The organism is Massilia sp. BKSP1R2A-1 (assembly GCF_050586525.1).
Lineage (GTDB): Bacteria > Pseudomonadota > Gammaproteobacteria > Burkholderiales > Burkholderiaceae_D > Telluria.
Genome location: NZ_JBOBRE010000021.1, coordinates 1 through 17,754, shown reverse-complemented (window position 1 = coordinate 17,754; position 17,754 = coordinate 1). Strand labels below are relative to the sequence as shown.

The following is a 17,754-nucleotide window of genomic DNA, read 5'->3' as shown; positions in this document are numbered from 1 at the left end:
ACCGCGATGACCAGTCTTGGCAAGGCAGCCGTGCCCGCCGCCGTGCCGGGCGCGCCGGCCAACGGCGCCCACATCGATGCGCGCACCTGGATGGCGGTGGCGGCCGGCATGCTGGGCGCCTTCATGGCGGTGCTCGACATCCAGATCACCAACTCCTCGCTGCGCGACATCCTCGGCACATTGTCGGCCACCCAGGAAGAGGGCTCGTGGATCTCGACCGCCTACCTGTGCGCGGAAATCGTCGTGATCCCGATGACGGCGCTGTTCACCCGCGCCTTCGGCGCCCGCCTCTACATGATCGGGACCACCGTCCTGTTCCTGGTCTTCTCGACGCTGTGCGGCGCGGCCTGGAACCTGGAAAGCATGATCGTGTTCCGCATGCTGCAGGGCTTCACGGGCGGCGCCCTGATCCCGATGGCGCTCACATTGGTGGTGACCCGGCTGCCGGCGTCGAAGCGCGCGGCCGGCATGGCGATCTTCGGCCTCACCGCCACGCTGGCCCCGGCCATGGGCCCGACCCTGGGCGGCTACCTGTCCGAACTCTACGGCTGGCCCTCGATCTTCTACATCAACTGGGTGCCGGGCGTGCTCTTGATCGCCGGCATGGTGTACGGCCTGGACAAGGAAAAGCCGAATGTCAGCGCGCTGCTCAAGGCCGACTGGCTCGGCATCGGCCTGATGGCGATGGGCCTGGCCTGCCTCACGATCTTCCTGGAAGAGGGCAATTCGAAGGACTGGTTCGAATCTTCCTTCATCGTCACCTTCGCCTCGCTGTCCCTGGTCGGCATCCTGGGCTGGGTGGCGCTGAGCTTCTCGCGCCCCGACCCCTTCGTGAACCTGCGCCTCTACGGGCAGCGCAACTTCCTGGTCGCGACCGTGCTGTCGGCCGTGATCGGCATGGGGCTGTATGGATCGTCGTTCCTGCTGCCGCTCTACCTGGGCCAGATCGCGGGCTACACGCCGATGCAGATCGGCGAGGTGATCGCCTGGGTCGGCCTGCCGCAGCTGTTCGTGATGCCTTTTGCCGCCGCGCTGTCCTCGAAGGTCGACAACCGCATCCTGTGCTCCTTCGGCCTGCTGCTGTTCGGCGGCTCCTGCCTGATGAACGCCTTCATGGACGCCAGCACCGGCTATGACCAGCTGATGTGGACCCAGGTGATCCGCGCGATCGGCCAGCCCTTCGTGATGCTGACCCTGTCGAACTTCGCGATGCAGGGACTGCCGCCGCAGGACATGCCCTCGGCCTCGAGCCTGTTCAACATGACCCGTAACCTGGGCGGTTCGATCGGCATCGCGCTGCTGGCCACCAGCCTCACCAACCGCGAGCACTTCCACTCGGCGATGCTGGGCGAATCCGTGTCGCACTACGCGCCGGCGACCCAGCAGCGCCTGGATGCGCTGACCCAGGGCTTCATCGCCGGCGGCATGGACCCGGCGACGGCCGCGAATCAGGCCCTGGCCATGGTGGACCGCCTCGTGCGGCGCGAGTCCTATGTGATGGCCTATAACGACGGCTTCTGGATCATCGGCGTCGTGCTGATCGCCTGCATCGCGGCGATCTGGCTGGCCGACAAGGTGAAGTCCCCGGGCGGCGCTTCCGGCGCGCACTGAAAGAGAGAATGGATATGCTGAAGAATACTGTACTGATCGCCGCGCTTGCCGCGGCCCTGGGTGGCTGCACCACCATCGGCCCCGACTTCAAGGCGCCCGCCGGCGCCCCCGATGCATCCTGGCGCCACGCGGCAGCCGCCAGCGAGGCGGCGCGCCTGCCGGCCCGGTGGTGGACCGTGTTCGGCGACGCCACCCTCGACGGGCTCGAAAGCCGCGCCCTGCGCGACAACCCGGGCGTGAAGGCGGCCGCGCAGCGCCTGCTGCAGGCCCAGGCCCAGCTGGGCGTGGTGCGCGCCGGCCAGGCGCCGAACCTGGCCGTGAGCGCGGGCATCTCGAATTCGCGGACCTCCGCCGAAACGGCGCAGGGCATCGCGCTCGGCGGCCGCTCGATCGAGGGCAATCATTTCAGTGTCGGCGCCTCGCTCTCGTATGAGCTCGACCTGTGGGGCCGCGTGCGCCGCGTGGTCGAAGCGGCCGACGCCCAGGCCCTGGCGGCCCAGGACGACCGCGACGGCGTGATCCTGCTGCTGTCCAGCCAGGTGGCATCGAACTACTGGCAGCTGCGCGGCCTGGACACCGAGCTGGCCATCCTGCGCGGCGCGCTCGCTGCCCGCCGCGAAGCCCAGGAGCTGGTCGAGGCGCGCTTCAAGGCCGGCCTGTCCAATGAGCTGGACGTCTCGCGCGCCCGCATCGAACGCGCCAATGCCGAAGCCGACCTGCACGAGGTGCAGCGCCAGCGCAACGCGGTCGAGCACGCGCTCGCGACCCTGGTGGGGGCCTCGCCGAGCGCGCCGCTCCTGGCGAGCGCGCCGGGCGCCCAGCTGCCGCAGCCGCCGGGCATCCCGGTCGGCCTGCCGGCCAGCCTGGTGGGGCAGCGTCCCGATCTCGCCGCCAGCGTCGCCCAGCTGAAGGCCGCGAACGCCCAGGTGGGCGTGGCCGAAGGCGCCTTCTATCCATCGCTCTCGCTCACCTCGAACTTCGGCTACGCCTCCGAGCACCTGCGCGACCTCGCCAGCGGCGGCGCGCGCCAGTTCTCCTTCGGCCCGCTGGCCCTGTCGCTGCCGGTCTTCGACGGCGGCCGCAACCGCGCCAACCTGGCGCTGTCGAAAGCGCGCTACGAAGAAGCGGTGGCCAACCACCAGACCCGCCTCCTGACCGCGCTGCGCGAAGTCGAGGACGCGCTGTCGGACGTGCAGCAGCGCCAGCAGCAGGGCGATGTGCAGGCGCAGTCGCAGCAGGCCGCCGCGCGCGCCCTGCTGGTGGCGCAGGCCAGGTACGAACGCGGCGTGTCGACCTACCTCGACGTGACCGACGCCCAGCGCAATGCGCTGGCGGCCGACCGTGCGGCGGCGCAGATCCGCACGCAGCGCCTGCTTGCCACCGTCGCCGTGGCGCGCGCCCTCGGCGGCGGCTGGGAGCAGGGCGAGCCGCTGGCCACCATCGCCAAGGCGCAGTAGGGTGGTCGGCTTCGCCGACCGCGCGTTCAACTCACGGATGCGCAGTAGCAGCTCACACCGGAGCTGAACGCGCGGTCGGCAGAGCCGACCACCCTACGAAGGCGCAGGCTACAATGGGCGATCACTCAACCATACGAGGATCCGCCCCATGTCCCTGCCTGCACGTGCCCTGATCACCGCCTCCCTCCTGGTTTCCAGCGCGGCCTTCGCCCAATCCTGGCAGGCCGTCCCGAGCGGCACGGCCGCCGAACTGCGCGGCCTGTCGGTCGTCAGCGACAAGGTGGCCTGGGCCAGCGGCGCCAAGGGCACGGTCCTGCGCACGGTCGACGGCCAGCAATGGCAGGCCATGCAGGTGCCCGAGGCCGACAAGATCGACTTCCGCGACATCCAGGCCTTCGACGCCAGGACCGCTATCGTGATGGGGGCGGGGCCCGGCGCGGCCTCGCGCATCTACCGCACGACGGACGGCGGGGCGACGTGGAAGCTGGTCACCACGAACCAGGTGCCGGATGGCTTCTGGGATGCGATGGCCTTCTGGGACAAGGACAACGGCATCCTGTTCGGCGACCCGGTCAAGGGCAGCTTCCAGGTCTACACGACGGTTGACGGTGGCCTCTCCTGGCAGGAAGTCGCGGCCAAGGGCATCGAAGCGATGCCGAACGAAGGCGCTTTCGCCGCCAGCGGCACCTGCCTCACCGTGGCCGGCGCGAACGACGCCTGGATCGCCACCGGCGGCAGCGCCAGCGCGCGCGTTTTCCATTCTTCCGATCGCGGCAAGACCTGGCGCGCGGCCTCGACGCCCATTCCCGCCGGTGCGCCCGCACGCGGCGTGTTCTCGGTCGCCTTCCTGAACAGCAAGGAGGGCTTCGCCGCCGGCGGCGACTACAAGGAGACCCGCATGGCCGGCATCAACGGCGCACATACGGGCGATGGCGGCGCAACGTGGACCCCGGTCGAAGTGGCTCCCGCCGGATACATGTCCGTCGTGGTGCCGGTGCCGGGTGCGCAGCGCGCGCTGGTCGCCGCCGGCCTGGCCGGATCGGGCTATTCGACGGATGGCGGCCGCAACTGGACCGCACTCGACACGACGCCGATGAACACGGTCGGTTTCGCCAGTCCGAGCCAGGGCTGGGCGGTGGGGCCGAAGGGCTTGCTGATGAAGTACACCGGCCCCAAGCTCAACAAATAATTCAAATAATTCGAACACTGGAGACATCATGAACAAACTGCTCGCACCCCTCGTGCTGTTCGCGGCCATCGGTACTGCCTATGCCGAACCCGCCACCGTCGCGCAACTCGACACCATGGCCAAGCGCTTCGCGCCGGCCGAACTGAAGGCCGATACCTCCAAATTGTCCAGGGGCGACCGCGCCGCCATCGCCAAGCTGATCGAAGCGGCGAAGATCGTCGACACCCTGCAGCTGCGCCAGCGCTGGTCCGGCAACGAGGCCCTGTGGGCCGCACTGCAGAAGGACCAGACGCCCTTGGGCCGCGCGCGCCTGAACGCCTTCTGGCTGAACAAGGGGCCCTGGTCCTCGCTCGACGACAACCGCTCCTTCATGCCGCCTGAATATGCCGGCATCAAGATTCCGGCCAAGAAACCGGAAGGCGCCAACTTCTATCCGGAGAATGCCAGCAAGGCCGCGCTGGAGGGCTGGATGAACGGCCTCCCTGCCGCGCAGAAGGCCGATGCCCAGTGGTTCTTCACCGTGATCCGCATCGGCCCGGACGGCAAGTTCAAGACCGTGAAGTATTCCGACGAATACCGCGCGGACCTGGAAAAGCTGGCCAAGCTGCTGCGCGAAGCGGCCGCCGCCACCGATAACGCCTCGCTCAAGAAATTCCTGACCCTGCGCGCCGACGCCTTCCTTTCCAATGACTACCTGGCCTCGGACTTCGCCTGGATGGACCTGGATTCGCCGGTCGACATCACCATCGGCCCCTACGAGACCTATAACGACGAGCTGTTCGGCTACAAGGCCGCCTTCGAAGCGTATGTGAGCATCCGCGACCAGAAGGAGACGCAGAAGCTGGCCTTCTTCGGCAAACACCTGCAGGAACTCGAGGACAACCTCCCGCTGGACAAGCAGTACCGCAACCCGAAGGTCGGCGCGATCGCCCCGATGGTCGTGGTGAATGAAGTCTATGGCGCCGGCGACGGCAATATGGGCGTGCAGACCGCCGCCTACAACCTGCCCAACGACGAGCGCGTGATCCGCGAACGCGGCTCCAAGCGCGTGATGCTCAAGAACGTGCAGGAGGCGAAGTTCGAATCGACCCTGAAGCCGATCTCGAAACTGGTGCTGCGCGCCCAGGACCAGAAGGACCTCGATTTCGATTCCTTCTTCACCCACATCCTGGCGCACGAGATCATGCACGGCCTCGGCCCGCACCACACCAAAAAGGATGGCAAGGAATCGACGCCGCGCCAGGACCTGAAGGATACCTATTCCACCATCGAGGAAGCCAAGGCCGACATCACCGGCCTGTGGGCGCTCGGCTACATGATGGAGAAGGGCCTGCTGAAGGAAACGCTGGGGCAGGGCGTGCAAGCCGAGCGCAAGCTGTACAACACCTTCCTGGCCTCGAGCTTCCGCACGCTGCACTTCGGCCTGACCTCCTCGCACGCGCGCGGCATGGCGATCCAGATGAACTACCTGCTCGACAAGGGCGGCTTCGTCGCCAATGGCGACGGCACCTTCTCGGTCGACTTCAAGAAGATCAAACAGGCCGTCATTGACCTGGACCGCGAATTCCTCACCATCGAGGCGACCGGCGACTATGCACGTGCCAAGGCCATGATGGCGAAATACGTGGTGATCCGTCCGGAAGTGCAGAAGGCGCTCGACCGCCTGAAGTCCTCGGTGCCGAACGATATCCGTCCGTCCTTCGTGACGGCGGCGTCGCTGACGAAATAGCAAGAGAAGGTGGGAGACGCGGGCGGCTGCGGCCGCCCGCATGGCAACGACGCAACACTTGGGCTGCTTTTTACTTAACTTAAACTGAAGGCCCCGTCAATCCATACAGCGCCATGTTATAGTGACTGCATTGCCTGAGGGAAAGTATTGGCGCGCACCGCGTGCCCTTATCGCCATCCCACGGTGCTGACAGATACCACGACATGACGACGAAGCCCACCTCGATTGGCGCGCGACTGGCCATCGGCTACGGCGCCTTCCTCCTCCTGATCATTGCCTTGAGCGTACTCGCCATCGTGCGCGTGGGCCAGATCGGCAGCCTGCTGGACGGAGCCGAAGGCATGGCCCGCGCCAAGCAGCGCCACGCCACGGAGATGCGCGGCAGCGTGCGCGAGCGCGCCACCGCCCTGCGCGACGTGGTGCTGGCGCCGGATGCCGCCGCCGCGGCCGGCCCCATCAACCGCATCACGACCCTGAGCGACAATTACGCCCGCGCCGCTTCGCCGCTGGACGCCCTGTTCCACGAACTGCCCGACGTCCAGCCCGAGGAAAAGAAGGCGCTGGCCGCGATCAAGGAACAGGAGCGCCGCGCGCGCCCGCTGCTCGAACGCGTCATCGCCTTGCATGCGCAAGGTAATCCACAAGAAGCCGCCAGCCTGCTGACCCAGCAGGCCGGCCCGGCCTTCGCCGACTGGATGGCCAGCCTCACCCGTTTCATCGAAGTCGAGGACAAGCTCGCCGGCGACGGCATGGGCGCGGCGCGCGGACTGGCATCGAGCTTCGCCGGCTGGATGGCGGCGCTGTGCCTGGCCGCGCTGGCGGCGACGGTGCCCGCGGCCTGGTTCGTCGCCCGCGCCCTGGCGCGCAAGGCGTCGGAGCCTGAGGCGAGCGCGTCAGTGCTTGCCGTGATTGCGCCGCCCCCGACGAAGAATGCGGACGAGATCGTCGGCGCCATCGATGGCATCGCCTTCCAGGCGAACATCCTGGCCCTCGACGCCGCAGTGGAAGCGGTCAGGAACGGCGTCCACGAGGGCGGCGCGGCAGACGAAGCACGGGCGCTGGCGCAGCGCGCCGCCTCCGTCGCCCGCGACATCCGGCAGCTGCTCGCCAGCCCGGCCGCCCAGCAGGAAGAAGCAAGCTCCCTTGGCGCGATCGCCGATGCGGCGGCCCGGGTGACCTCGGTAATGTCGGCCATCGTCCCGGGCGCCGAACTGCTCGAGACGGCGCGCCGCGAGACGGCGCTGCTGCGTGCGGCATCGGCCGCCACGGCCCTCGAACAGGGCGCCCAGCGGCTGGCGCGCGCGCTCGACGCGCCGGCCCCCAGCGCCGGCGTAGCGGGCTGATTTGACAAGTTTGCTCTTCTTGACACGGAGCAATATTTTCCTCAAAGCAGGGCTTGATCTGGGGCTAGAATTGCCGATAGGCATTTCATCGTCCACGAAAGCATCATCATCATGCTCAAGCCTCTCCTGCTTGCCGCCCTGTGCGCGGCCCCGGCCCTGCAAGCCGCTGAACTGACCGCGCTGGAACAGCGCTGGCTCAAGGCCGCCGGCCCCGTGCTGGCCTATTCCCAGCAGCTCAAGCTGCCGCTCGACATCACCGTGCAACCGCAACCCCGTCCCAACGACGTGCCGCTGGCCATGGGCTTCGACAATGGCCGCTGCAAGCTGGTCATGTCCCTGCGTAACAACCCGGATGCGGAAACCGTGCTGGCCGGCGTGCCCGAAGCCGAGCAGGGCGCCCTGATCGCCGCCATGGCGGCGCACGAGATCGCCCATTGCTGGCGCCGGGTGCAAGGCGCCTGGCACGAGTTGCCAGCTGGCTTCGTCGAAGTGAATGAGGAAAGCGCGGGCAACGCTTCGCTGCTGGCGGCCTCCAAAGCCATGCGCGAGACGCGCCGCGAGGAAGGTTTCGCGGATCTCGCCGCCCTGGCCTGGACCATGCAGAGCAGTCCGGACGAGTACGCGCGCGTCTACCGCTGGCTGGCCGGCCTGCGCGACAAGGTCGCGGTGCCGCGCAGCAGCCACGACACCCGCGCCTGGGTGAAGCTGGCGGGCGACGGCGCCCGTTTCGGCAAGTCCGGCGCCCCGTTCGAGGACGCCGACGGCCTCTGGCGCGCAGGACTGCTGGACGGCCAATAGGCCCCGGGGACACACGGTACATACGGTTTTCCGAAGCAGCGTACGTTGTCGCACAGATGTTCCTTGCCGTGGGGCGTTTAATGGACGCCATCACAACAACCGAGCACAAGGGACATCGATATGAACAAGCTCATCGCAACGCTGCTGGCCTCGGTGGCCGGCGCCACCATCGCGGCAGCGCCCGCCGCGGCCCAGACCAAGACCGACAGCGCCGCCTACCGCACGGCCATGCAGAAGATCGAGGCCGACCATAAGGCGGCCAAGCAGAAATGCGACGCGCTCAAGGATGAAGACGTGTGCGAAGAGCAGGCCGACGCCGCCCGCGCCCGCGCCGAACTGGCCGCCGTCACGAAATACGACAACACCCCGTCCAATCTCGAAGCCGCGCGCCGCAAGCTGGCCGATGCCGAGTACGAGGTGGCCGAAGAGAAGTGCGACCTGCTGAAGGGTAACGAGAAGGACAGCTGCCAGAACAATGCCAAGTCGGTGCGCACCGCCGCGCTGGCCGATGCCAAGGCCGGCCGCGAGAGCACTGCCGCTACCGTCGGCGGCAGCGGCGCGACCGCCGCGACCGCGGGCAGCGCCGGCCTGATCGCCAGCACCGACACCAGGGATCCGGTGAAGGCCGCCGCGGTCCAGAAGTGCGAAGAGAAGGGCAGCAAGACCGCCTGCCTGGTCGAGAACAAGGGCACGGCCGATACGGCCCTCGAGCGTGCCGGCGAGAAGACCCGCGCCGCCGCCGTGGCCGCCGTCGACAAGACCAGGCAGGCGGCCAGCAACATGGCCGACAAGACCCGCGAAATGACCGGCCGCACCGAGCGTGTCGCCGAGAATGCCGGCGACAAGACCGAGCGCGCCGGCAGCAGGACCGCGACCGCGATGTCGGACACCGCCATTACCGCCAAGGTCAAGGCCGGCCTGGCCGCTGAGCCGGACCTGAGCGCGCTGGCGATCAAGGTCGAGACCGAGAAGGGCGTCGTGATGCTGAGCGGCTTCGTCGAGTCGAAAGCCGAAGCGGACCGCGCCGAGAAACTGGCGAAGGGCGTCGATGGCGTGACCAGGGTGAAGAGCACCATCAAGGTCAAGTAAGCCGCAGCGATTGCTCCATGCGCCCGCATGCAAGCTGCATGCGGGCTTTTTGTTGCCTGGGCCGAGCCGCGCCCATCAGTTGGCCAAGGGTATAATTCCGATGTGAACAAACTGGAAGCCTTTGGCTACATTACCGCCCAGGCGGCGCGCGGGGAAATCAGCTTTCCCACCAGCGTGAACGCCGTGCTGCGCCTGCAGATGGCGCTCGACGATCCCGATTGCCATGTGGACGAGGCAATCCGCCTGGTGCTGTCCGAACCGCAGCTGGCGGCGCGCACCGTGGCGCTCGCCAATACCGCGGCCTTCGGCAGTGCCGGTGGGCAGGTGAGCAATGTGCGGGCGGCCGTGCTGCGCATCGGCTACCGCCGCCTGCGTGGCCTGGTCGCGGCCCTGATGGTGCGCCAGTTCGGCCACCGCATCGGCGACCGGGTGCTGCGCGCCAAGGCCGAGCAGCTGTGGACCCACAGCGCCCACGTGGCCTCCCTGGCCCAGGCGCTGGCGCGCCACGTCACCCGCACCGACCCCGACACCGCCCTGTTCGCCGGCATCGTGCACGAGGTCGGCGGCTTCTACCTGCTCTCGCGCGCCGACGAATTCCCCGGCCTGCTGGAAGACGACCCGGAGAACTGGGGCGCCCTGTGCGAGGACGTGGTGAGCGTGGAAGTCATGCGCAAGCTGGCCATCCCGGCGGCCGTGATGGAGGCCATCGGCGCCCTGCGCGACGGCGTGCCGAACGCCGAGCCGCACACCCTGCTCGACACCCTGCTGCTGGCGAACCGCCTGGCGCCGGTGGGTTCCCCGCTGGGCGAAGCGCCGCAAGCCACCGGCGCGCTGCCCTTCGACGAAGCGACCCTGCAGCTGCTGCGCACCGAGGCCGAAGAGACCGCCGAGGCGCTGGGCGACGCTACCCTGGTCTGACTAGTCCCAGGCGATGATGCCGGCCTGGCCGGCGGGTGTTGCCGCTGCCAGTCGGCGGTCGCGCAGCGCGCGCACGACGGCGCGCACGCCTGGCCTGCGCATCTGCGCCGGCAGGGCCGCAATCGCGAAGCGGCGCCGCGCCAGCGCGGGTTCCGGCAAGGGCAGGGGCAGGATGCGCACGTCGCGCGGCTCCGGGAAAATCGACAGGCGCGGCAGGATCGCATACCCCATTCCCCGGCCGACCATGGCGGCGATGCTGGTGTCGTTGGACAGCGTCCGGCCGGGCGCCAGGGCGAAGCCGGCGGCGCGGCAGCGCGCCAGCATCTCCGCCGCGCCGCTGCAGGCCAGGCCGATGAGCGGGAGCGTGTCGCCTGCCGGCCAGCCGCCCGCTTGCGGCGGCAGCGAGGCCGGCAGCACCAGCACGTAGTCGTCATGCAGGTAGGGACGGGAAGCCAGGCCGGCCGCCAGCGGCAGCTGGGCGATGCCGACGTCGGCCAGGCCTTCGCGCAGGGCGTGCTCGATGTCCTGCCTTTCCTCGACGCCGTCGTCGATCTCGATGCGCAGCGCCGGGTGAGTCTTGGCGAGGGCTTCGAGCACATGGGGCAGCAGGTGGGTGCCGACGCTGCGGAAGCAGGCGATGCGCACGGTCGCTTCCAATGCTTCGGCGCCGCGCGCGGCGTCGACCAGGCCGGCCTCCAGGCGCAGCATCTGGCGCGCCTTGGCCAGCACGCGCCGTCCGGCCTCGGTCGGCACCGAGCCGCCCGGCCCGCGCGCCAGCAGCGTCGCGCCCAGTGCTCCCTCGAGTTCGGCGATCGCATGGCTGATGCGCGACTGCGTGCAGCCGAGCTCGGCTGCGGCGGCGCTGAAGCCGCCGTGCTCGGCTACCGCTACCAGCATCTTCAGTTGACTCAGCTTCATGCCATCGAAATCCTTCATGTCGAGCCGGGCATTATCTGCCATTTCGGTGGCGTCGTGCCAGCCGCCGGCGCAAGATGGCGGCTCCCATCCACCACCGGACACCGCCATGCAAGCATTGCCACCCAACGCCGCCCTGATCAGCATCGACGTGCAGCAAGCCTTCGACGACCCTGCCTGGGGCCGGCGCAACAACCTGGACGCCGAGCGCCACATCGCCACACTGCTGGCGGCCTGGCGTGCGAGTGGCCGCCCGGTCTTCCACATCCAGCACCGTTCGGCCTCCCCCGCGGGACGCTTCCAGCCGGGCACCCCCGGCTATGCACTCAAGCCCGAGGCGGCGCCGCTGCCTGGCGAGCCCCTCATCGTCAAGAGCGTCAACAGCGCTTTCATCGGCACCGACCTGGAGGCGCGCCTGCGCGCGGCCGGCATCGATACGCTCGCGATCGTCGGCCTGACTACGGACCATTGCGTCTCGACGACGACGCGCATGGCCGGCAACCTCGGCTTCGCCACCTTCATCGTGGCTGATGCCACGGCCACCTTCGAACGCACCGGACCGGACGGGCAGCACTTCAGCGCTGAACTGATGCACGATGCCGCCCTGGCAAGCTTGCACGGCGAATTTGCAACAGTCGTGTGGACGAAATCGCTGGTGGGCGGGCTAAAAGCTATCCCAAAAGAAACAACTGAAGAGTAAACAGCGTGAGAAAGTGATACTATTTAGAATCTAAAATTTCCCTACGGAATTATCATGAATCGATCGATTCTGGCGCTTGCAGCGATCCTGGCAACTGGCACGGCGCAGGCCGGCGTCATCGACCTCGGCAGCATGATGGGCAATGCCAACATCTACACGATCAAGAATTTTTCCGCGACATCGAGCGATGTGGAAGGGACGGTCGTGGCGGGTGGGAACGTGAACATCAGCTCCTACTCGATCAATGCGGCGCCGAATCCGAACGCCAGGAACGAGTACGCGCTGGTCGCCGGCGGCAACGTGACCCTGAAGGGCGGTTCGATCGACAAGGGCAAGATGTACGCGGGCGGCAATGTTGACCTGCAATGGGCGGCGCAGCCTCCGCGCAGCAACGAGAATCCGATCGACTTCGTCGCGGCCGCAGCCTATTACCAGGCGCTTTCGAACGACCTTTCCAAGGTGCAGAGCACCGGCACGGTCGGCACCCTGTGGGGCGGCGCGGTTGTCACCGGCAGCGGCGTGGGCGGCGTGGACGTGTTCAACGTTTCGGCAGACATCTTCCGCACCTCGCACACCTGGAACCTGGAAAAACTGGTCAAGGGCCAGACCCTGATCTTCAACATCAGCGGCGCCAACGCCACCTTCAACGACGGCGGCGTCAGCTTCGAGCCGCTGAAAGACTACAACGTGCTGTTCAATTTCCCGGACGCCGTGTCCCTGAATGTGAAGGGCATCATCGGCAGCGTGCTCGCGCCGAATGCGACCGTAGACGCCAATTGGGGCGTGATCAATGGCCAGGTCATCGTCGATACCTGGAACTCGACCATCCAGGTCAACTCAAATCACTACTTCACACCGGTCAACCTGGCCGGTTTCCGCGACAAACCGCCAGTCGTGATTCCGGACGATCCGATCATCGTGCCGGATCCGGCGGACGTGCCGGAACCGGGTACGCTGGCGCTGATGTTCGCCGGCGCCGGCATGCTGGTGGCGGCGCGCCGCAAGCGCCGCCTGCCGGCCCAGGCCTGCGCCTGAGCTTTTCTTTCCTGCCTTATGCGGCGGCGCGCGCCGCCACCCGGCCCTGCGCCAGCATGGCCAGCGCCAGCAGCACGCCGCTGAAGGCGAGCGCTGCCGCCACCCACTGCGGCGACGCATAGGAATAGCCCAGCGTCAGCGGAATTCCGCCCAGGAAGGCGCCCAGGGCATTGCCGATGTTGAAGCCCGACTGTCCCAGCGAGGAACCGAGCATCTCCGCTTCGCGTGAGTGGGCGATCAGGAGCACCTGGATCGGCGGGCCCAGCGCAAGCGCATTCGCGCCGGTGGCGAAGGCCAGCAGCAGCATGGCCGGCTCCGACGCCGCGAACAGGCCATTGCACAGCAGCAGGGTCGTCATGCTCAGCAGCAGGATCACGATCGCCTGCAGCGGCGCCACCCGGTCGGCCAGCCGGCCGCCGAGATGCACGCCGACCGTCATGCCGATGCCCACCAGCGTCATGACCATCGGGATGCGCGCCGGGGCGATGTGGGTTACGTCGGTCAGCAGCGGGGCGATATAGCTGAAGAAGGCGAAGAAGCCGCCGGTGCCGATCGAGGTGATGCCCAGGGCCAGCCACAGCGCGCGATGGCGGAAGATGCGCAGGTCCTGCATGAGTCCGGTACGCGCCTTGGCCGCGATCGGCGGCACCAGGCGGTGCAGGGCGAACACGGTGACGAGACCGATAGCCGCCACTACCAGGAAGACGGCGCGCCAGCTCATGTTATGGCCGAGCCAGGTGCCGGCCGGCACGCCGATCACATTGGCGACCGTCAGGCCGGTGAACATGGTGGCGAGCGCGGCCGCCACCTTGCCTTCGTCCGCCAGGCGGGCGGCAACCACGGCGCCGACACCGAAGAAGGCGCCATGCGGCAGGCCGGCCATGAAGCGCGACAGCATCATGAGCTCATAGTTCGGAGAAAACGCCGACATCGCATTGAAGACGGTGAACATCAGCATGAACCAGACCAGTACGCTGCGCGGCGGGCGGTGCGCCATCAGGCTCACCAGGGTCGGGGCGCCGACCACGACGCCGAGCGCATAGGCGGTGATCAGGTGGCCGGCCTGGGGAATGCTGATCTGCAGGCCGCCGGCGATGTCGGGGAGGATGCCCATGATGACGAATTCGGTCATGCCGATACCGAAACCGCCAAGGGCGAGGGGGACGAGGCTTTTCTTCAAGGTGCGCTAACGTTTAGGGTGAACCGGCCATTATGAGCCCCGGGGACGGGTGTGTCCGCTTTCGTGTCGTGATGGCAGGTATAGCGCGGGGAAATGAAATACAGCTTACTGCTCGTCTTCTTCGATGTCGGGCCAGGCGATGCGGCCGTGGCCGGCGTTGTCCAGCCTGGTGCGCAGCGGCGCGGCGTCCGGCACGGGCAGGCTGAAGTCGAACTGCACGTCGTCGCCGTGCAGGACTTCATCGAGGCGGGCGCCGGCGGCGTCGAGTTCGCGCCGCACCATGCCTTCCAGCGCATACGGCGCCGTGCAGCGCAGGCGCTGTAGCTTAATGATGGGAATTTTCTGGGCTTGCAGCAGGGCTTGCGCCACGCTGTCCGTGTAGGCGCGCACGAGTCCGCCAGCGCCCAGCTTGACGCCGCCGAAGTAGCGCACCACGGTCGCCAGCACGCCCTCCAGGTCCTGGTGGCGCAGCACGTCGAGCATGGGGCGTCCCGCCGTGCCGCTCGGCTCGCCATCGTCGACGGCCGCCGACTGGCCGCCCGCCAGCAGGGCCCAGCAGACGTGGGCCGCGCCGGGGTGTTCCGCACGCAGGCTTGCGACGACCTGCTGGGCGCCGGCCCGGTCCGGCATGGGCTGGACGCAGGCGATGAAGCGGCTCTTCTTGATGACGAGTTCGAAGTGGACGGGGGAGGCGATGGTGTGGGGCATGGCGCCGATTATCGGCGGCGCCAGCCCCATTTGCCAACTGTCAGCGAATCAATAGGCGAGATTGATCTGCAGGACGGCCGTGGTACCGCTGACTTCGTTGCCGACGATGAGGAGCGGCTTGCCGTTCGGCGACTTATCCGCCGGGATCAGGGCCAGGCCCTCCGGACCCGAGTCGCCGCCGGTGCTGGTGCGGGTGTTCAGGTAGGTGACGTAGCTGGCCGCCGAGGGCTTGCTGACGTCGTAGACCATCACGCCGCCGACGCGCTCGAGGCCGATGAAGGCATAGGTCTTCTTGCCGAAGCGGCCGACCACCACGCCTTCCGGCTCCGGACCCTTGGAAGCGCTGCGGGCGTCGAGCTCGTTGCTGTCGTTGCTGGCATTGAACTTCACGTTGGCGAGCGCCTGGGTGTTCTTCTCGAACTCGTCGCCGGAATCGTAGACGCGGTTCAGGTTGCTGTCCCAGATCGAGAAGGAGCGCGCGCCGAAGGCATACAGCTCATTGCACTGGCCGGCCGCGTTCTTGCCGGCGCTGCCACCGTTCGGCGTGGTCGTGATGCGCAGGCGGCCCAGGTTCGAGTCCAGGATCAGGTTCGCGGCGTCGCCGAAGACGGCCGGGTCGAGGCCGGCGGTGCAGTGAGCGCGCACTCGCGTCTCTTCGTTGAAGCCCGGCCAGTCGGCGCGCGCGTCGCCCTCGTTGGCGGTGATCAGGTAGGTGGCGCCGTCGACGGTGAAGCGGGCAATGGCGTCCGGCAGGTACATGCCCTTCACCGGCTGCGGAGCGATCTTGATGGCCGGGGTGCCGCTGTTGGTGTTGGTGCCGCCGTCCTCGTCCGAGGCGTCCATGCCCATGCCGGCCACGTTGTGGTTCTTGGTACCGAGCGGCTTGATGGACGTGACCCTGGCGGTGGCGACGTCGACGATGGCGACGGCATTGTTTTCCTGCAGCGTGACGTAGGCGCTGCGACCGTCCTCGCTCACGGCGATGTACTCGGGCTCGAAGTCTTGGGCGGCGCTGGCGCCCGGGCCATAGATGCGGATACCTTGCGCACGCAGCGCCGCTTCTTGGCCGTTGAAGGCGCGGAAGTCGGCGGTGGCGACTGTCGGCGTGCCGCCGCGGTTGACGGTGACGATGCTGATGGAGCCTTCCGGATCGACGGAGCCGGCCTGGCCGTAGCTGTTCGGCTCGCCTTCGTTGGCGACCAGCACCGTGCGGCCGTCCGGGGTGAAGGTCAGCATGTCGGGCAGGGCGCCAACCTTGACGCTGTTGACGAGCTTGAGGTCGGCGGCATTGTAGAAGGCGACCGTGCCGGGGCTGGTCTTCGGATCCGCTTCGATGGCCAGCGCAACCAGGCCGTCGTGGATGGCGACACTGTTGACGGCCTTGCCGATGGTGCTCACGTTGATGGTGCCGACCAGTTTCGGGGTGGCTGGGGCGGCCAGGTCGAGGACGTCGACGGTGCCGTTGGCGCCATTGACCACGAACAGGCGCTTGCTGGCCGCGTCATAGGCCGTGATCTCCGCCGCGCCGGCCGCGCCGCCGTTGTAGCCGCCGATCTTTTCCATGCTCAGGGTGCGGGGAGTCAGCTCCTCTTCGTCATCGTCGCTGCCGCCGCAAGCGGTCAGCAGGGTGGCGGCGAGGACGGCGGCGCTCATCAGGCGCAGGGGCGAGGGCGGTGCGGAGAAATCGAAGAACGGCATGGTCGGGTTCCAGGGTTGAAAACCCGACAGCTTATGTTGAGTTAATGACAGCGATATGACGTGTGGGAGATGCGGCGCAAAACAAAAAAGCCGTCACGATTTCTCATGACGGCTTCCTTGCTGAATCTTTGGTAGGCCGTGCTGGGCTCGAACCAGCGACCAACGGATTAAAAGTCCGCTGCTCTACCAACTGAGCTAACGACCCGAAGAAGCCAAGATTATAGCGGGAGTCTTGCGAATTTCCAAGAACTTCCTGCGCGATCGTGTAGAAGCGTGGTGAAACGTCAGGTCTCGACGTGCTTGTCTTCCTCCTGGGCCTGCTGCATCGCTTCCGGTTCGAGCTTCTCGGCTTCGACATTCATGCGCACGAAGATGCCCCAGCTGGCCAGCAGGATGCCGGCGGCAACGCCGATGGAGGCAACTTGCGGCAACTTTTCCGGATCGGTATGCAGGAACTGGAAGACGCCGACCAGGCATTCGACGCCCAGCGATACGACCACCACGAGCAGGAAGCGCGAGAGGAAACGGCGCAGGCGGGTAGGGGAGCTCACGTGGACTTCGCGTTGCACTTCTTCTTCCAGCACTGTCTGACCCAGTTCGAAGGCGGCCACGGAGATGGTCAGCAGGCCGACGCATTCCAGGATGAGCTGGAATTGCTCCTGCACCGATTGGTAGCCGGTACCGAACAAGGCCGACCATATCTCCATGCCGGCGAGGACAATCAGGCCGAAACCGCAGCTGAAGAACAGCAGGGAAATGAAGATGAAGCCAAGGGAGCTGATTTTTTGCAGGTATTTCACTGGATGCCTCGTCTGGAAGTTTGACGACTGTAGCACTTTCTACGAGCACTCTTCTGTTCGGCAAAGCACGGCGACCACTGTGTGTGGCTGTTCTCGAATGCTCGCATGTCAGGCAACCTTATATTGCTCAGCGTGCAACATGCGCTTACACTGAGCTAGCCGATGTCCGGTACCGGCCAAAAGCAGACGTTTAATGATTCCACTCGTCTTCCTCCGTAACTCTGCAAAAGACTAATGATGAGCCGTCCGCAAAACGAAATTCTCTCGAAAATCGACCAGTTTAAGCCTAGCCCTGCAGGGGACTGGCGCGAGTTAGACACGCTCCTAGCGGAACTTTGGCAGGTAGATGTATCCATGGCTTGTCTGCCGGTCCTGTTTCGCGTTTTTGAACGATTTCCCGAGGATGATGGTGCTGGAGTCTTTTGGAGCATCGTTCACGGGGTTGAATCGACCAATCTTAACTACGAGGTACCGTTGAGAGAATCGTTGTTGCGACAACCTTCAGAGCTTGGCCAGATCATGCTGCGCCGGCTCGAAAAGTGGAAAGCATCCCTGCAGTAGGTATGAAGCTGTATGTCCGCTTC

At 66.8% G+C, this 17,754-nt stretch carries 16 protein-coding genes and 1 tRNA gene; 11 read left to right on the top strand and 6 right to left on the bottom strand.

The genetic code is table 11. The features are described from left to right. Nucleotides 1-6 precede the first annotated feature (6 nt). The 8 genes from ACQ7JA_RS23710 (at nucleotide 7) to ACQ7JA_RS23675 (ending at nucleotide 10,134) form a co-directional block, all read left to right on the top strand. Nucleotides 7-1,611: a DHA2 family efflux MFS transporter permease subunit gene (locus tag ACQ7JA_RS23710; RefSeq protein ID WP_430902165.1), complete on the top strand. Its 1,605-nt coding sequence runs from the start codon at nucleotides 7-9 to the stop codon at nucleotides 1,609-1,611. Nucleotides 1,612-1,625: 14 nt separating this feature from the next. Then, entirely contained in the window at nucleotides 1,626-3,068 is a 1,443-nt protein-coding gene (locus ACQ7JA_RS23705) for an efflux transporter outer membrane subunit (RefSeq protein WP_430902164.1), read from the top strand. A gap of 148 nt (nucleotides 3,069-3,216) precedes the next feature. After that, entirely contained in the window at nucleotides 3,217-4,257 is a 1,041-nt protein-coding gene (locus ACQ7JA_RS23700) for a WD40/YVTN/BNR-like repeat-containing protein (RefSeq protein WP_430902163.1), read from the top strand. 28 nt (nucleotides 4,258-4,285) lie between these two features. Beyond that, a complete protein-coding gene (locus ACQ7JA_RS23695) occupies nucleotides 4,286-5,986 on the top strand; it encodes a dipeptidyl-peptidase 3 family protein (protein WP_430902162.1) in 1,701 nt (566 codons plus the stop codon). 203 nt (nucleotides 5,987-6,189) lie between these two features. Then, a complete protein-coding gene (locus tag ACQ7JA_RS23690) occupies nucleotides 6,190-7,329 on the top strand; it encodes a methyl-accepting chemotaxis protein (RefSeq protein ID WP_430902161.1) in 1,140 nt (379 codons plus the stop codon). A gap of 111 nt (nucleotides 7,330-7,440) precedes the next feature. Next, nucleotides 7,441-8,127, top strand: a complete 687-nt coding sequence (locus ACQ7JA_RS23685) for a hypothetical protein (protein ID WP_430902160.1) — start codon at nucleotides 7,441-7,443, stop codon at nucleotides 8,125-8,127. Nucleotides 8,128-8,247: 120 nt separating this feature from the next. After that, the gene (locus tag ACQ7JA_RS23680) at nucleotides 8,248-9,216 is read left to right on the top strand and encodes a BON domain-containing protein (RefSeq protein ID WP_430902159.1); all 969 of its coding nucleotides are present in this window, start codon (nucleotides 8,248-8,250) and stop codon (nucleotides 9,214-9,216) included. A 102-nt stretch (nucleotides 9,217-9,318) separates the two neighbouring features. Next, the gene (locus ACQ7JA_RS23675; protein WP_430902158.1) at nucleotides 9,319-10,134 is read left to right on the top strand and encodes an HDOD domain-containing protein; all 816 of its coding nucleotides are present in this window, start codon (nucleotides 9,319-9,321) and stop codon (nucleotides 10,132-10,134) included. Here ACQ7JA_RS23675 and ACQ7JA_RS23670 read toward each other — a convergent pair whose 3' ends face one another. After that, nucleotides 10,135-11,094: a LysR family transcriptional regulator gene (locus ACQ7JA_RS23670; protein WP_430902157.1), complete on the bottom strand. Its 960-nt coding sequence runs from the start codon at nucleotides 11,092-11,094 to the stop codon at nucleotides 10,135-10,137. A gap of 64 nt (nucleotides 11,095-11,158) precedes the next feature. Here ACQ7JA_RS23670 and ACQ7JA_RS23665 point away from each other — a divergent pair, with 64 nt between their 5' ends. Continuing rightward, complete coding sequence (locus ACQ7JA_RS23665) at nucleotides 11,159-11,749, top strand: cysteine hydrolase family protein (protein ID WP_430902156.1); 591 nt, start codon at nucleotides 11,159-11,161, stop codon at nucleotides 11,747-11,749. 54 nt (nucleotides 11,750-11,803) lie between these two features. After that, complete coding sequence (locus ACQ7JA_RS23660) at nucleotides 11,804-12,784, top strand: choice-of-anchor A family protein (RefSeq protein ID WP_430902155.1); 981 nt, start codon at nucleotides 11,804-11,806, stop codon at nucleotides 12,782-12,784. Between the two features lie 16 nt (nucleotides 12,785-12,800). Here the strand turns inward: ACQ7JA_RS23660 and ACQ7JA_RS23655 are convergent, their stop codons facing one another. The 5 genes from ACQ7JA_RS23655 to ACQ7JA_RS23635 form a co-directional block, all read right to left on the bottom strand. Continuing rightward, nucleotides 12,801-13,964, bottom strand: coding sequence for an MFS transporter (locus ACQ7JA_RS23655; protein WP_430902154.1), 1,164 nt, complete (start codon nucleotides 13,962-13,964; stop codon nucleotides 12,801-12,803). Between the two features lie 105 nt (nucleotides 13,965-14,069). After that, nucleotides 14,070-14,672, bottom strand: coding sequence for an IMPACT family protein (locus ACQ7JA_RS23650; RefSeq protein WP_430902153.1), 603 nt, complete (start codon nucleotides 14,670-14,672; stop codon nucleotides 14,070-14,072). Nucleotides 14,673-14,720: 48 nt separating this feature from the next. Then, nucleotides 14,721-16,370: a choice-of-anchor I family protein gene (locus ACQ7JA_RS23645; protein WP_430902152.1), complete on the bottom strand. Its 1,650-nt coding sequence runs from the start codon at nucleotides 16,368-16,370 to the stop codon at nucleotides 14,721-14,723. Between the two features lie 129 nt (nucleotides 16,371-16,499). After that, nucleotides 16,500-16,575: transfer RNA gene (locus ACQ7JA_RS23640), tRNA-Lys, on the bottom strand. Nucleotides 16,576-16,654: 79 nt separating this feature from the next. Beyond that, entirely contained in the window at nucleotides 16,655-17,170 is a 516-nt protein-coding gene (locus ACQ7JA_RS23635) for a hypothetical protein (protein WP_430902151.1), read from the bottom strand. A 234-nt stretch (nucleotides 17,171-17,404) separates the two neighbouring features. On the opposite strand from ACQ7JA_RS23635, the gene ACQ7JA_RS23630 reads away from it, so the two are divergent. Next, on the top strand, nucleotides 17,405-17,731 hold the full coding sequence (locus tag ACQ7JA_RS23630) for a hypothetical protein (protein ID WP_430902150.1): 327 nt from the start codon (nucleotides 17,405-17,407) through the stop codon (nucleotides 17,729-17,731). Nucleotides 17,732-17,754: the final 23 nt, after the last annotated feature.

What these genes read in the sequence shown, in the direction of transcription:
- ACQ7JA_RS23710 (WP_430902165.1), top strand. Translation starts at nt 7, where the DNA reads ATGACCAGTCTTGGCAAGGCAGCCGTGCCCGCCGCCGTGCCGGGCGCG.
- ACQ7JA_RS23705 (WP_430902164.1), top strand. Translation starts at nt 1,626, where the DNA reads ATGCTGAAGAATACTGTACTGATCGCCGCGCTTGCCGCGGCCCTGGGT.
- ACQ7JA_RS23700 (WP_430902163.1), top strand. Translation starts at nt 3,217, where the DNA reads ATGTCCCTGCCTGCACGTGCCCTGATCACCGCCTCCCTCCTGGTTTCC.
- ACQ7JA_RS23695 (WP_430902162.1), top strand. Translation starts at nt 4,286, where the DNA reads ATGAACAAACTGCTCGCACCCCTCGTGCTGTTCGCGGCCATCGGTACT.
- ACQ7JA_RS23690 (WP_430902161.1), top strand. Translation starts at nt 6,190, where the DNA reads ATGACGACGAAGCCCACCTCGATTGGCGCGCGACTGGCCATCGGCTAC.
- ACQ7JA_RS23685 (WP_430902160.1), top strand. Translation starts at nt 7,441, where the DNA reads ATGCTCAAGCCTCTCCTGCTTGCCGCCCTGTGCGCGGCCCCGGCCCTG.
- ACQ7JA_RS23680 (WP_430902159.1), top strand. Translation starts at nt 8,248, where the DNA reads ATGAACAAGCTCATCGCAACGCTGCTGGCCTCGGTGGCCGGCGCCACC.
- ACQ7JA_RS23670 (WP_430902157.1), bottom strand. Translation starts at nt 11,094, where the DNA reads ATGGCAGATAATGCCCGGCTCGACATGAAGGATTTCGATGGCATGAAG.
- ACQ7JA_RS23665 (WP_430902156.1), top strand. Translation starts at nt 11,159, where the DNA reads ATGCAAGCATTGCCACCCAACGCCGCCCTGATCAGCATCGACGTGCAG.
- ACQ7JA_RS23660 (WP_430902155.1), top strand. Translation starts at nt 11,804, where the DNA reads ATGAATCGATCGATTCTGGCGCTTGCAGCGATCCTGGCAACTGGCACG.
- ACQ7JA_RS23650 (WP_430902153.1), bottom strand. Translation starts at nt 14,672, where the DNA reads ATGCCCCACACCATCGCCTCCCCCGTCCACTTCGAACTCGTCATCAAG.
- ACQ7JA_RS23645 (WP_430902152.1), bottom strand. Translation starts at nt 16,370, where the DNA reads ATGCCGTTCTTCGATTTCTCCGCACCGCCCTCGCCCCTGCGCCTGATG.
- ACQ7JA_RS23630 (WP_430902150.1), top strand. Translation starts at nt 17,405, where the DNA reads ATGATGAGCCGTCCGCAAAACGAAATTCTCTCGAAAATCGACCAGTTT.